Raw genomic sequence first — 13,588 nt, forward strand, 5'->3', positions numbered from 1 at the left:
AGCCGTCAACTCCGCCCACGCCCGGCGACCGCGGCCCCGGCGAACGAGCACGCCCAGCTCACAAGCTGGAAAATCCTGCGTCGCATCCGAAGCTGTCCACACCACGCAACCCGACTGATCAACGCCATCCAAACCCTCATCCACACCAGCTAAACCCAAGCGGAAAGAGCTCAAGCAGGCGATCACAGTCGTGCTCCCAGTAGTGCGACCAGAACTGACCCCTGAGGTAGCGCAAGCGCTACTGCGGTTGATTTACCACGCGGCGTATACGCAGGAGAACCCCAACGAGTCCCCGACAGCAGCGAGGAGGAAGCAGGATGACCCACCAGTTCGCTTTTTACGGACGAGTATCTACTGAGGACCAACAAGACCCCGAAACGTCCCGCAATTGGCAACGCTCACGATCTCAAGCGCTGATCGAGGGGCATGGTGACATCATCGTCGAGTATTTCGACTCCGGTTACTCACGCTCGCTGCCGTGGAAACGTCGACCGCAGGCTGCTCGACTCCTCGAAGCGTTCAAGAACCCTGACCGCGCTTTCGACGCTGTCGTGATCGGTGAACCCCAGCGCGCCTTCTACGGCAACCAATACAGCACGACGTTCCCGGTCTTCGAGCACTACGGGGTCAGCTTGTGGATCCCCGAAGTCGGGGGCCCATTGACCCCGGCTCGGAAGCTCATGAGCTGATCATGGGCGTCTTCGGCGGCATATCCAAGGGCGAACGCAACCGCGTCAAGGTCCGAGTGCGGAGTGCGATGGGATTTCAAACCCAGATAGAAGGCCGTTACTAGGGAGGACGACCGCCCTACGGTTACTGCCTCGTTGACGCCGGTGCGCATCCCAACCCCGCCAAAGCCGCTGAGGGCAAACGCCTTAGAGCTCCTAACGCATTGGTGCGGGGAGGCGTCGCCAGCATATGAGGTTGGTGGCCAGGGTGAGGAAGCCGTGGTGGATGTCGGTGCGGCGTTCCCAACGGGTGGCCAGGCGTCGGAACTGGTGCAGTAGCGCGAGGGTTTGTTCGACGACCCAGCGCACGGGTTGGTTGTTGTCCCGGGTGCCGCGCCGGCTGATCAGCGGCCGGATCCCGCGCTCTCGTAACAAAGTCCGATGATGGTCGTAGTCATAGCCGCGGTCAGCGACCAGAACGTCGGGCTTGTGTCGCGGTCGCCCAGGTCTGCCGCGGACGGGCGGGATGGCATCGACCAGCGGCAGGAGCTGGGTGATGTCGTTGCGGTTGCCGCCTGTGAGGATCGCCGCGAGCGGTAGTCCGCCGCCATTGGTGATGAGGTGGTGTTTCGAGCCAGTCTTGCCGCGGTCTACCGGGCTGGGGCCGGTCGCTGATCCCCTTTTTTCGCCCGCACATGGGAAGAATCCGCGATCGCCCGCGACCAGTCGATCTGGCCAGCTGCGTGCAGCTCGGCCAGCAGCACTTCGTGGAGCTCGGCAAAGACTCCAGCTTCGTGCCAGTCCCGTAACCGGCGCCAGCAGGTCATCCCCGAACCGAACCCCAGCTCTTGGGGAAGGTCTTCCCAACCGATGCCCGTGAAGAGCACAAACAAGATGCCCTGGAGCACCTGCCGGTCCGGCAGCGGCTTCGGGCCGGTCTTGCCGGCTGGGCGTACCGGCAGCAACGGCTCGATGCGCTCCCACAACGCGTCCGAGACGATCCATGGCGCAGCCACAACAAGATCATCTCACACCAAGATCATTAATGTGTTAGGGGCTCTAAGAGTAAACCGCAAACAGCAAGAATATGAAAATCCACCAGGGCCAAAATGTGGCCCACGTAAAAAACTTCCATTCTGAGAGGATGATTCGCCATGGTGTACCTTCGAGCGCGTATGCTATAATGGAAGTTGCCGTGAGTATGAGCATAAAAGTGGCGGCAAAGGACAGGCCAGAAATCCATCCATATCGCCTTAACTTTGAGGGATGGCTGGCAGCCAGCGTCGGCCCTTGTCCAGTCGGAGGATCCGCGGAGGGCGAGACTGCCCTAGCTGCACTTCCTTGGGGAGAAGATCTTTGCAACCACGTAGTGCAACGATGGACCCAACGTCGATGTTGGTAGGGAGGCCAGGGGTGCCCTGTAAAGGGGTCGGGCTGGGGCGGTAGCTGCGAAATCACTAGGGTACACTACCTCGGCCACGCCAGAGCGAAATGAGTTTGAGGATTCGAATTCGGGCACTGAGCCTTTTCCACTTGGTGCGGTAGGGCCTCGGCGCTGGTGATGCCGGGTGTGGAGACGGGTGAAGCTCCTGGTAGACGAGTGGATTGACAAGATCAACTCGGCCACTACCAGGAGCTTCAGGGTGCTTTCTTACCCGTCGGGGATGTCGGTGTCCAGTCGCGCGTTGAACATGCTGGCTGAAGCGTTACGCCAGGAACGGCGGGCACGTCGGACCCGCTGGCGGCGTCTCGACGCGGGCCAGCAGGCGCTGTTGGTGCTGGCCTACCTGCGCAAAGGTGACACCTACGCGGACCTGGCGATCGGGTTCGATATCGGTGTCACCACGGCGTTCCGCTATATCCGTGAAGCCCTGGGAGTCCTGTCCGTCCGCGCGAGAAGCCTGGATGAAGCGATCACCCTCGCGGCGCGGAAAACCTTCGTCGCCCTCGACGGGACGTTGTTGCGCATCGATCGGGTCGGGATGGCCACCGCTCGGGATCGCCCGTATTACTCAGGAAAGCACACAAGACACGGGGTGAACGTGCAGGTCATCGCCGACCCTGCCGGGAGGTTGATCTGGGCCTCACCCGCATTGCCCGGCGCCCGGCATGACATGGGCGCAGCCCGGGACCACGGTCTCATCGACGCCCTCGACACCGCGGGCATCCGGGTCGTTGCCGACAGCGCCTATCGCGGCGCGGACTTCGAACTCCCGCAACGCCGCCGACCACGCGACAACTCCGACGACCGGCCCCACCTCTCGACGAACCAGAAGGCAGTCAACGTCGCCCACGCCCGCCTACGCGGCCCTGGGGAACGAGCGAACGCCCAGCTCACAAGCTGGAAGATCCTCCGCCGCATCCGAGGATGCCCGCACCACGCGACACTGCTCGTCAACGCGGTGCAAACCCTCATCCACGCAAGCTGACCACAAGTGGAAAAGGCTCACTACCAGGAGAGTGCGACATACCGGGTCGAATCAGCGTGTGGTGAGCATTGTCAACGGTCCTTACCGCGCACGGCGGCGTGCAGCTCGGCGATCTCGGCGTATAGTCGGCGCACCCCCTCCGGCAGGGTCGGGTGCTGCTGCTGGCCGGGCTGGTCTGCCCAGGCTCGTGACAGGTGCTACCCCACCGTCCCTGAGGAGCGCACGGCGGGCCGGGTCAGCTCTCCTTGCCGCGCACGCCCGCGCGCAGTTGCGCGATGTCGGCGCACAGCTGGCGTACATCGTCCGGTAGGGCTGTGTGGTCGGCGCGCAGGGTGGCGGCGGCGAGGCCGAGCACGGCCAGCGCCTGTCGGGAGCAGTCCTGTTCGCGGTGATCGCGGTCGACCTCGGCGAGCCAGTCGCGCACGTCCGCAGAAACCCCGGTGCTCTCGCCGGCCGCGGCGAGAAGCCGGCCGCGCAGGACGTGCAGGTGCTCAGCGGCTGCGGCCAGGCGCTGCTCCTCGGCGGCGGCCTGGTGTGCGCGTGCGCGGTCGGCCGCGCGGGCCACGCGGATGTCGTGCTCTGTGCTGCGCCCGAACTGCAGCAGGGCGGCGTTGCGGTCGCGGCGGTCGCGCACGCTCTGGCGGTGCATCCCGCCGCGGCTGAGCAGCGCGCCGACCTCGGCGTTGCTCGGTCGGACGTCGGTGAGCAGATCATCGAGCCGGGTGAGCCGGGCCTGTTCGTGTTCCAGCAGTTGCCAGCGCAGTTCCGCGAGCAGCAGCAGCGCCGCGCGCCCCTCGGCAGCAGCGTCCTCGGGCCGGCGTGCCGGGTGGCGGCGCAGGTAGGCCAGCACCTCCCACGGTTCGCTGCCCAGCAGTTCGCGACGCTTATCGCCAGTGCGGCGATGGCGCCGCCCGACCGGACCGCGCTGACTGCATCGAGTGGCCTTGAGCCCTCAGGTGGACGGGCTTGCCGGCACCGGTGTGCAGGCTTGGGCTACTTCTCGCGGTCTTCGCGGCGCTTCTGCGCGAGCTGGCGCAGCTCTTCGGAGACCACGTCGAGATCGAAGCGGTAGCGGCCGCCTGGGGTGACGAGTGCGATGGAGATGAGTCCTTCATCGGCGTAGCGGCTGATGGAGCGACGCGAGAGCCCGAGTTCGTCGGCGAGCTCTCCGGAGGACATCAGCCGCTTGCTCATAGCCGCAGCGTAGGGCTGCCATTTGGCCTCGGCAGCCTATTTGACCTGATATTCCTCTACGGCCTTACTGGCCTGCTTGTCCTGGCTGTGGGAGCACGCTACCCTCTGATTGGCCCATATGGCCTGAGTGCCTGAATCGGGGAGATTGTGGCGAGCGGAGGGAGTTGGACGTGCCAAGTGGGGTTGCACGTGTTCGTGTGGCCGCAGGGGACGTTCGTTCAGATCTACGGCCTGCCGCACTGGCAACGGCGGCTGGCCGGTGAGACGCGGGACGCGCACCCGGATCGGGTCGTGGCGGTGGCTGGGTTCTCGACCTACGCGGAGTTCTGCGCGTGGTGCCGGAACACGAACCCGTGGTGGTGAGGAATCGTGCATCGCGCACCGCCTGCGCTGGGAACCTCACACCGCTTGAGCAAGGACGACGGCACCGATGCCGCGTAGTCTGCGCGAGTGATGGACCGTGGCCGCTTGCAGGGACAGACGCTCATCGGCTCTGCCGCCGTGGCGAGCCTGATCGCCGCGCTGCTCCCCTCCAGCTACGTGTGGCTATCGATCTTGTGCTTGGTCGCCGCTGGTGGCCTGCTCGTGGCCGGCGTGGTGCGGTACGTGCGCTCGCGGTAGCGCCGGGGCCGTCGCGCCTACCGGCTGAGCAGGCGCTCCATCTCCTCGGCGGTCACGACGCAGCGGAACCCGGTGTCATCGTCGCACATCGTCTCGGCGGCGTCGTTGAACGAGGACGGCGTGGCCCGCTCGAACGGGCTCGTCCACGCCCCACCGCGCAGCTCCCGCCGGCCCGGACGCGAGGCGGTGGAAAACCACTCCCACACGTTGCCGCACAGGTCGTAGACCCCGTACGGACTCGCCCCGCTCTGACACCGGTCCACCGGCGTGCTCGCCCCGATGCCGCTCTCGCGCACGGTGCACTTGGCCGGCGTGGGCTGATCACCCCACGGGTAAACCGTGCCGCGGGTATCGCGGGCGGCCTTCTCCCACTGCTGCGCACTCGGCAACTCCTTGCCGGCCCACTGGGCGTAGGCGGCGGCGTCCTTCCACGTCACGAACACCACCGGGTGCTCGGCCAGCTCGGCCGAATGCGTGCCGCCGGTCCAGTGCTGCGGCGAGCTGTGACCGGTCGCGGCGACGAACCGCGCGTACTCGACGTTGCTCACCGGATGCACGTCGACGTAGTACGCCGGCACCCACACCGGCTCGTTGCTCGGCCCGGACAGGAACACGCTGGCATCGACCTTGACCATGAGACTGCCATCGGCGGGGTGGCGCACCTGGGTGCTGCCGATGAGCTCGGTCCCTCGCTCGCCCACCCTCAATCCGGGGTTGGTGAGCCTGGATTTCCAGCGGTCCGAGCCCTTCGACGCCATCAACCTCGCCGAGCAGTTGCACCTCCTCTTCGCCGGAGCCACCGGCGACGACACCCGCGACATCGACACCGAGCAGGAGATTCCCGAGGACACCGAGGACGGGGACGTGCTGCTCGACCTGGCCGACCTCGAACACATCGAAGTTGACGACGGTGACGACGGAGGCGAAGGCGGAGCGGCAGCTCAAGCAGGAGCTTCGGGACCGCCTCACCCCTGTCCAGGCATCGGGTCTTTCGCCTGGCTCCAAGTTCGAGGAAGCGGCAGAGCTGTGGATCTCGGACGTGGAGGCCGGGATCACCGACGGCGCCCGATCACCGACAACGCTCGACACCTACCGGGCCGGCTGCGGACGATCGTTCTGCCCGCCATGGCCGAGCTGCGGCTCCGCGAAGTCACGGTGTACCGCGTCGAGCAGGTCTGCCAGACCGTTCGGACGAACTGGAGCGTCGACTCCACCCGGACCGTTCGCAACATCATCTCCGGCATCTGCGCGCTGGCAGTCCGGTACCGGGCGTTGGAGCTCAACCCGGTCCGGCACATGAGCTCGCTCGAAGGCAAGAAGAAGGTCTCGCGATCGCTGACCGCTGAGGAGATGAAGGACCTGCTCCACAAGCTGGACAGCAGCGACTTCGCGGCCAAGCACGACCTCCCCGACCTCGTCCGGTGGTACGCGGGCACCGGCTACCGCACCGGCGAGGCCCTGGCGGTGCACTGGCACCACCTCGACCTCGACGGCGGCACGGCCCAGTGGCCCGGCAACGTGATCAGGGCCAAGGGCACCGGACTCATCATCAACGAGGGCAAGACCGAGGTCTCCGAGCGGATCCTGGCATTGCCCTCGTGGCTGGTGACCATGCTCCGGCGGCGCCGCGAACGCCTCGCCGACGAACTCGGGGCCCTGCCCGAACGGGTGGCCGGCCCGGTCTTCCCCAACACCGCCGGCGGACTCCGCGACAAGGCCAACACCCTCGCCCGCTGGCGCGACTTCCGCGCCACGGCCGGCTACCCCTGGGTGACCTTCCGGACCTTCCGCCGCTCGGTGGCCACCGTCCTCGACGAGGCCGGCCTCTCCGCCCGCGAGATCGCCGACCAGCTCGGCCACTCGAAGGTGTCGACCACCCAGGACGTCCGCACGGGCCGCCGGGTCCGCAGCCACCGGGCGGCCGAAGCGCTGAGCCGCGTCGAGTGCTTCGAGGGGTGATCTCAGGAAAGACCTGGTGATGATCGTGCCGCTCCCGCTCGGCAATCCTCTCACCTGGATGAGCGGTGGGGCAGGTCGGATTTGAACCGACGACCTGACGGGTTATGAGTCCGCTGCTCTGACCTGCTGAGCTACTGCCCCGGCAGGGCCGATCGTAGCGAGATCACCGGGGAAGACGACCGCGGGGTCCGGGCGCACGGGGGCACCGCGGAGACCGCACATCCCGCGCGCACGACCGCCCCCTTTGTCAAGGACCTCACCTGACCGAGGTCGGGAACCCCCACGGGAAATGTTCGAACCCCTGGGCGCGGACCCGCCGAAGCGCAGCGCGGGATCCGCCGAGGGATGCAACACGCACGGAGCCGGCGCGCCGTGGTGCACGACGCGCCGGCTCCGCTCGGATCGATCCTCAGGCCACGAAGCTCAACACGCTGAACGCACCCGTCAGCTGGCCGATGATGGCGATCGTGGTCAGCAGCGCCCCGATGGCGACCACGGTGCCGACCGACAGCAGCAGCACGTACACGAGTGCCTTGACCGGTTTCGGCAGGTTCTCCACCGTTGACCAGTCCGGCAGGGAAATGTGCGGGTGCTTCCCGATTCCTGGTGCCGACATCTGACTACCCCCGTCCTTCGTCAGTCCCCGAACCCGAATACCGCTGTGCCGGACGAGACGACCCAGCGGCGGTGTGCCGTTGCGCGCAACGCATAACGAATCAGTTTCATTCGCTGATCCGAACGACCGATTCCCGGCGCCCGGTGCCCGAGCACCGGGAGCCGGAGTGCGTGGAACCGGCGCCGACGGCACCGCCCATCTTCCGCCGCGACCCCCGGGGTGCGCGACCCCGTTCACCCGAAACGCGCCTCGTGCGCAGGCGTTCCGGTATGACCGCGAAGACGCGGAGCATCCCCGGCGCCCTGCGCGCGGAAGCGATCTTCGGCGACCCGACCGCCCCGTCTCCGGGTGGTCGACCGGCCACGACCCGGCCGGTTCAGGATGAGCGGAGTTCAGGCTCGGACATTCGGACCTTGCACCGTTGCTGCTCGTGATCTTAGCAGGCGAGCGGCTCCGTCCCGCATGACACCGCGCACTCGGCGTGTTCCCGCAGGCCGCGCGGCGGCGCGGAACGAAAGGGCCCGCGCAATTCGATCATTTCCGCGCAAGTGCGAATTGCCGGCCGAGCGGAATGGAGATCATCTTTCCGCCGATCGCTCATCCGCCGCCCGCGGAGCGGCCGGTGGCGCGGACGCGGCCGCCACCGCGCTGCGGGTGCGGCCGCCCGTCCGCGGGCGCCGCGCCCGCGCTGTCAGCGCGCTGCGGGTGCGGCCGCCCGTCCGCGGGCGCCGCGCCCGCGCTGTCAGCGCGACCGCGGTCAGCACGAGCAGGTTGGCCGCGAGGCCGAGCACCCCGGCGTTGATGCCGAGCGGGGTGATCCCCGCCGCGGTCAGCACGAGCACGACCACTTCCCCGACCGCGATCCCGGCGATGACCGCGGCCGCCCCGACCGGACCGCTGCGCTCCGGAGCACCGCGGCGCAGCCCCAGCAGGTTGGCAGGGGCCAGCTGGGCCAGACCGCCGTAGGTGAGCAGGTACAGGTTCGCCATGAGGTCGGGGCGGCCCAGCGTCAGGGCCAGCACGAGCACCGCGACCACGGCGGCCGCCGCGCGGCTGATCCGCAGCCGCGCCTGCGCCGGGGTCGCCTGCGGCACGAGGTTGCTGGACACGAGCGTGGAGATGGCGATCAGCCCGCCGGCCGCGGGCACCATGGCGCAGGCCGCGCCGCCGATGAGGACCACGGCCAGCAGCCACGGCGGCAGGCTCCGCTGCGCCAGGGCGAGCAGGGCGGCGTCCTCCTGCCCCTCGCCCAGGTTCAGGTGCGCCACGGCGTAGAAGCCGAGCAGCACGGGGATCGCCACGGCCACGGTGTACAGCGGCAGGTAGACGTGGTTCGTGGCCACGGCCCTCGCCGACCTGCCGGACAGCACCGCGGGCCAGCTCACCGGCAGCGTCATGCCGCCGAAGCCGATCGCGCTGATGAGGATGCTCGAGGTGTACCAGAGCCGGCCGTACTCGCCGGTCGGGTGGATCGTGAGCAGGTCGGCACCTCCGGCGAGCACCGCCCCGCGCAGCCCGCCCTCCGGCAGGAAGTGCAGGAACACGCCGACGCCGATGACGACCAGCGCCACCACCATGAGCACGTCCTTGAGGTAGGAGGTGGTGGCCACCCCGTGCAACCCGGCCCAGGCGACGAACAGCAGCACCAGGGCCATCGCGATGACGATGCTGAGCGTGCCCGCCGATCCGTCGCCGGTCATGAACGACACGATGGTTCCCAGCCCGATCAGCTGGACCTGGATGACCGGCAGGAAGAACACGACCGCGAGCACCGCCGTGATCCTGCCGAGCAGCGGGCTGGCGAACCGGTGCCGCAGGTAGTCGGAGTTCGTCGCGTACCCGTGCTTCTTGCCGAGCCGCCACACCACCGGCGCGACGAGGAACATGCCGATGTAGCCGAGCACGAGGTACGACGGCATGTACATCGCGGCGACACCACCGCCGAGCACGAGCCCCGACATGCCGAGGAACGTGAAGGTGGTGAAGATCTCGCCGGCCTGCAGCAGGAACGTGGCGGCCCTGCCGAACCGGCGTCCGCCGACGGTCCACGCGGCGAGGTCGAAACCGCCGCTGCGCCTCCCCAGCAGTCCGACGACGCCGATGAGCAGCACACCGGCCACGGCCGTGGTGATCACCGCGCCTCGCCCCCGTTCGCGCCCGCGTCGGCCGGGGCGGCGTTCTCGGCCGGGGGTGCGTCGCCGCTGCCGTGCTCGCGGCGCAGGACCCACGCCAGCAGGCCGCTGGTGAGCACGCACCACAGGCACACCCACACCACCACGGACGGCAGGCCGAACCACAGCGCGGGCGCGTTCACGAACGGCAGGAAGGGTGTGCCGAGCAGTGCCACGGCCGGGCACACCAACAACAGGTAGAACGGCTGCATGGCTCATCCCCGGGGTCGCCGCACACGTGCCGGGGAGACGTTAGTACCCGCGGCGCGCGCGGCGAAGGCGCGGCGTGCGCTCTGCGAGATGCATGACGCCAGAGGTGGCGACGGTCACGCGAGCACCGGACCGCGGGGCGAATACGAAGAAGCCCGGGCCGTGCGGCCCGGGCTCCACCAGAGCTCCTCCGGTTGGATTCGAACCAACAACCTTTCGGTTAACAGCCGAATGCTCTGCCCTTGAGCTACGGAGGAATGCTGTTCTGCTCTTCGTCGCCAGCTCCGTTCCCCGTCGCTGACGTCGTCCACCTTAGCGCACCCGCACCGGAGGATCTCACCCACCCCCTCCCCTCCCGCTACGCACCTTGAAATCGCAGGTCACATCCGATGAAGCAGGGCGAAGACGCGGCGGAACGGAAACCACGTCACCCCGTCGTCCCGCCGCGGGTACGCCGCCCGCAGGCGCGGGGCGAGCTCCGCGGTGAACCGCGTCCACTCGTCCTCGCCCAGCACCGCCCGCACGGGTCGCAGCCCGGCGCCGCTGATCCAGCGCAGCACGGGGTCGTCCCCGCGCAGCGCGTGCACGTAGGTGGTCTCCCACGCGTCGACCGCGGTGCTCCCGCTCGTGAGCCGGTCGGCGTAGTCGACGGCATCGGAGACGACGTCCTCGCCGGGCACCGCTCCGGCCAGGCGCTCGCGCCACCGCTCCTGCGCCGCCAGCTCGCGGGCGAGCGCGTGCGACGGGGCGCCGAAGTTGCCCGGCACCTGGAAGGCGAAGCAGGACCCGCTCGGCATCCGGTCCAGCCACGTGCGCAGCAGATCCACGTGCCCGGGAACCCAGTGCAGCACGGCGTTGCAGAACACCACGTCGGCGTCCGGCCCGGGTTCCCACGCGCGCACGTCGCCGACGTGCGCGTCGATCCCGCGCGAGCGCGCCTCGGCCACCATCTCCGGCGAGGAGTCGAACGCCTCGACCGCGGCGTCAGGCCAGCGCCGCGCCAGCTCCCCGGTGAGCGTGCCGGCGCCGCAGCCCAGGTCGACGACCCGCCGCGGCCGCTCCGCCGGCACGCGGGCCAGCAGCTCGCGCGCCGGCCGGTCCCGCTCGTCCTGGAAGGAGAGGTACGTCCCCGGATCCCACATCGCCACCTCGCACTCGAACCGTACGGATGTACGGTATCTGGTGGCGCGGGACCCGTCGACGCCCGCTCACTCGGCCGCGGCCCCGCCCCGCTCGGGATCACCCCGCTCGGCGCCCTCCCGCTCGGCGCCCTCCTGCTCGACACTGCGCACCCGGGTGCTGACCTCGCGCGCCAGCGCGGTCACCAGCTGCTCGTCGGTGCCCGGATCACCGCGGACCTGCAGCACGACGCCGTCCTGGCCGGGCACCCTGCGCTGCACGACCCACGCCCCGCCGCCGGGCAGGTCGCGGCGGTGGCGCGAGCGGATCGAACCGGTGACCCGCTCGTGCACCACCTGCGGCACCCGCCCGGGGACGGACAGCCGCAGCCGCCGCGGCGGGTGGTCGCGCAGCACCACGGCCTGGTCGGCGGTGGCGATCTCCTCGGCCTCGACGAGGCTGAGGCTGCCCGCGTCCCACGTGGCCTTGCTGATCAGGTGCCAGCCCACGCGCCGCCGCTCCGGTAGCCACAGCCCGCGCTGCGTCGCCACGGCCGCGCCCTCCGGGCTCTCGGCCGCGGCGAGCACGCGCTCGTCGTGCTCCAGCGCGCGGCGGACCTCGTCCGGCACGCGCGGACCACCGGTCAACCGGGTCAGCAGCCGCCGCAGGCGGGACATCACACTCCGCCACCCATCGCCTGGTCCAACAACGACTTGCGGTACCCCTCGAGCGCGATGAGATCGCCGAAGAGCTGGTTGTACTCCTCGGGCTCGTCCACGGGGGACATCCGCTGCACCTTCGACTTGATGTCCGCGATCTGCCTGCTCACCAGGGTTTCCTGCAACCTCGCGACGAGCGCGTGCACGTACCGCGGGTCCTCCACCGAGTTGATCTCCAGCGTCTCCACCGCGAGCTCGGTCAGCAGCGACCGGGCCACCTGCGACTCGCAGTGCTGGGACACCGCCTCCACCAGCGCCGAACCGCCCAGCCCGGAACCGCAGCCGCCGGCGGCGAGCATCGCCCGGTGCAGTTCGGCGTAGGCGGGTTCGGTGAACGCCTCGGCCGGCAGCGCGTCGTACGGCGGGCCGGCCAGCGCCGGCACCTGCAGCGCGGCCTTCACCGTCTCCCGCTGCGTCCACCGCGGGTCGTGCCGCGGCGGCTTCGGCGGCAGGTCCGCCTCGAGGCCGAGGCTCTGCTGGTTCTGCTCCCGCTGCCGCCGCCGCGGGGGGCTCTGCTTCTTCGCGGGCGCGCCGGCCTCCTCCCGGACGCGGCGCACCACCTGGTTCTCGTCGCTCCAGCCGGCCCACCAGGCCAGGTTCACCGCGTAGCCGTCGCGGCTGGCCGGGTCCTTGATCCGGGCGACCAGCGGCACGGTGCGGCGCAGCGCCTCCACCCGACCGTCCACCGAGTCGAGGTCGTAGCTGCCGAGCAGGCTGCGGATGGCGAACTCGAACAGCGGCCGGCGGCGCGCCACCAGATCCCGCACGGCGCTGTCGCCCTTGGACTCGCGCAGCTCGCACGGGTCCATCCCGTCCGGGCCGATCGCGATGTAGGTGTGGCTGGCGAGCTCCTGCTCGCCCTCGAACGCCCCCAGCGCGGCCTTCTGCCCGGCCTCGTCGCCGTCGAAGGTGAAGATGACCTCGCCGCGGAAGCTGCGCTCCTTGCCGTAGTCGACGTCCATCATCAGCCGCCGCAGCACCGCGACGTGCTCATCGCCGAACGCCGTGCCGCAGGAGGCGATGGCCGTGGGCACACCGGCCATGTGCATGGCCATCACGTCGGTGTAGCCCTCGACGACCACGACCTGGCGCCGCTTGGCGATCTCCCGCTTGGCCAGGTCGATGCCGAACAGCACCTGCGACTTGTTGAAGATCGGCGTGGCCGAGGTGTTGACGTACTTGGCCTCGATCGGGTCGTCGTCGAAGATGCGGCGCGCGCCGAAGCCGACCACGTCGCCGGAGAGGTCCTTCAGCGGCCACACCAGCCGCCGGTGGAACCGGTCGATCGGACCGCGCCGGCCCTCCCGGCTCAGCCCGCACTTGATCAGCTCCTCGAGCTCGAAGCCCTTGCCCAGCAGCACCTTCGTCAGCCGGTCCCAGCCGCTCGGCGCGAAACCGCAGCCGAACTTCGCCGCGGCGGCCTCGTCGAAGCCGCGCTGGGCCAGGTACTCGCGGGCGGGCCGGGCCTCCTTCTCCGAACGCAGCTGCTCGGCGTAGAACTCGGCGGCCAGCCGGTGCGCCTCGACCATGCGGGCGCGGGTGCCGCGGTCGCGCTGGCTCGGCGGCGCCCCGCCCTCGTAGCGCAGCTGCACCCCGGAGCGGTCGGCCAGCCGCTCGACCGACTCGACGAAGCCGAGGTGCTCGATCTTCATGAGGAAGGCGATGACGTCACCGCCCTCGCCGCAGCCGAAGCAGTGGAACGTGCCGTGGCTGGGGCGCACGTTGAACGAGGGGGTCTTCTCGTCGTGGAACGGGCACAGCCCCTTCTGCGCACCACCACCGGCGTTGCGCAGGGCGACGTACTCCGAGACGAGATCGTCGATCCGGTTGCGATCGCGGACCTCGGCGATGTCGCTCTCCCGGATTCGTCCTGCCACGGCTC

The 13,588-nt window shown here is 69.3% G+C and carries 15 protein-coding genes and 2 tRNA genes; 5 read left to right on the top strand and 12 right to left on the bottom strand.

The genetic code is table 11. The annotated features are described in order from the left end of the window. Window positions 1-317: 317 nt before the first annotated feature. Complete coding sequence (locus ACYVJE_RS16260; RefSeq protein WP_461145134.1) at window positions 318-689, top strand: recombinase family protein; 372 nt, start codon at window positions 318-320, stop codon at window positions 687-689. Between the two features lie 195 nt (window positions 690-884). Here the strand turns inward: ACYVJE_RS16260 and ACYVJE_RS16265 are convergent. Then, window positions 885-1,684, bottom strand: a protein-coding gene (locus tag ACYVJE_RS16265; RefSeq protein WP_461145135.1) for an IS5 family transposase whose coding sequence is annotated in 2 segments (ribosomal slippage) — window positions 885-1,354 and window positions 1,354-1,684 — 801 coding nt in all. Because the reading frame shifts where the segments join, the coding sequence is not laid out codon by codon here. A gap of 627 nt (window positions 1,685-2,311) precedes the next feature. Between ACYVJE_RS16265 and ACYVJE_RS16270 the strand changes: the two genes are divergently transcribed. Beyond that, complete coding sequence (locus ACYVJE_RS16270) at window positions 2,312-3,097, top strand: transposase family protein (RefSeq protein WP_461145256.1); 786 nt, start codon at window positions 2,312-2,314, stop codon at window positions 3,095-3,097. Between the two features lie 235 nt (window positions 3,098-3,332). On the opposite strand, the gene ACYVJE_RS16275 is transcribed toward ACYVJE_RS16270, so the two are convergent. Beyond that, window positions 3,333-3,947, bottom strand: coding sequence for a hypothetical protein (locus ACYVJE_RS16275; protein ID WP_461145136.1), 615 nt, complete (start codon window positions 3,945-3,947; stop codon window positions 3,333-3,335). 143 nt (window positions 3,948-4,090) lie between these two features. Then, window positions 4,091-4,291: a helix-turn-helix domain-containing protein gene (locus ACYVJE_RS16280; protein WP_461145137.1), complete on the bottom strand. Its 201-nt coding sequence runs from the start codon at window positions 4,289-4,291 to the stop codon at window positions 4,091-4,093. Between the two features lie 177 nt (window positions 4,292-4,468). Between ACYVJE_RS16280 and ACYVJE_RS16285 the strand changes: the two genes are divergently transcribed. Together ACYVJE_RS16285 and ACYVJE_RS16290 are read left to right on the top strand one after the other, a co-directional pair. Next, a complete protein-coding gene (locus ACYVJE_RS16285) occupies window positions 4,469-4,654 on the top strand; it encodes a hypothetical protein (protein WP_461145138.1) in 186 nt (61 codons plus the stop codon). A gap of 105 nt (window positions 4,655-4,759) precedes the next feature. Beyond that, a complete protein-coding gene (locus ACYVJE_RS16290; protein ID WP_461145139.1) occupies window positions 4,760-4,912 on the top strand; it encodes a hypothetical protein in 153 nt (50 codons plus the stop codon). A 17-nt stretch (window positions 4,913-4,929) separates the two neighbouring features. Here ACYVJE_RS16290 and ACYVJE_RS16295 read toward each other — a convergent pair whose 3' ends face one another. Then, complete coding sequence (locus ACYVJE_RS16295) at window positions 4,930-5,613, bottom strand: formylglycine-generating enzyme family protein (protein WP_461145140.1); 684 nt, start codon at window positions 5,611-5,613, stop codon at window positions 4,930-4,932. A gap of 16 nt (window positions 5,614-5,629) precedes the next feature. Between ACYVJE_RS16295 and ACYVJE_RS16300 the strand changes: the two genes are divergently transcribed. Next, the gene (locus ACYVJE_RS16300; protein ID WP_461145141.1) at window positions 5,630-6,871 is read left to right on the top strand and encodes a site-specific integrase; all 1,242 of its coding nucleotides are present in this window, start codon (window positions 5,630-5,632) and stop codon (window positions 6,869-6,871) included. Window positions 6,872-6,937: 66 nt separating this feature from the next. Here ACYVJE_RS16300 and ACYVJE_RS16305 read toward each other — a convergent pair. The 8 genes from ACYVJE_RS16305 to dnaG all read right to left on the bottom strand — a co-directional run bounded on the left by ACYVJE_RS16305 (window position 6,938) and on the right by dnaG (window position 13,583). Further along, a tRNA-Ile gene (locus ACYVJE_RS16305) sits at window positions 6,938-7,012 on the bottom strand. 268 nt (window positions 7,013-7,280) lie between these two features. Further along, window positions 7,281-7,487 carry a hypothetical protein gene (locus ACYVJE_RS16310; protein ID WP_459158795.1) on the bottom strand — a complete coding sequence of 69 codons (207 nt, stop codon included), beginning with the start codon at window positions 7,485-7,487 and terminating at the stop codon, window positions 7,281-7,283. A 578-nt stretch (window positions 7,488-8,065) separates the two neighbouring features. After that, window positions 8,066-9,622, bottom strand: coding sequence for a sodium:solute symporter family protein (locus ACYVJE_RS16315; RefSeq protein ID WP_461145142.1), 1,557 nt, complete (start codon window positions 9,620-9,622; stop codon window positions 8,066-8,068). Continuing rightward, entirely contained in the window at window positions 9,619-9,870 is a 252-nt protein-coding gene (locus ACYVJE_RS16320; protein WP_459158793.1) for a hypothetical protein, read from the bottom strand. The genes ACYVJE_RS16315 and ACYVJE_RS16320 overlap by 4 nt, the downstream gene beginning before the upstream one ends. Before the next feature lie 183 nt (window positions 9,871-10,053). Continuing rightward, window positions 10,054-10,125: transfer RNA gene (locus ACYVJE_RS16325), tRNA-Asn, on the bottom strand. Between the two features lie 123 nt (window positions 10,126-10,248). After that, on the bottom strand, window positions 10,249-11,010 hold the full coding sequence (locus ACYVJE_RS16330; RefSeq protein WP_461145257.1) for a trans-aconitate 2-methyltransferase: 762 nt from the start codon (window positions 11,008-11,010) through the stop codon (window positions 10,249-10,251). Between the two features lie 66 nt (window positions 11,011-11,076). Further along, a complete protein-coding gene (locus ACYVJE_RS16335) occupies window positions 11,077-11,664 on the bottom strand; it encodes a hypothetical protein (RefSeq protein ID WP_461145143.1) in 588 nt (195 codons plus the stop codon). Continuing rightward, window positions 11,664-13,583, bottom strand: a complete 1,920-nt coding sequence (gene dnaG, locus ACYVJE_RS16340) for a DNA primase (protein WP_459158791.1) — start codon at window positions 13,581-13,583, stop codon at window positions 11,664-11,666. Before dnaG ends, ACYVJE_RS16335 begins: the two co-directional genes overlap by 1 nt. Window positions 13,584-13,588 lie beyond the last annotated feature (5 nt).

The organism is Salinifilum aidingensis (assembly GCF_054782015.1).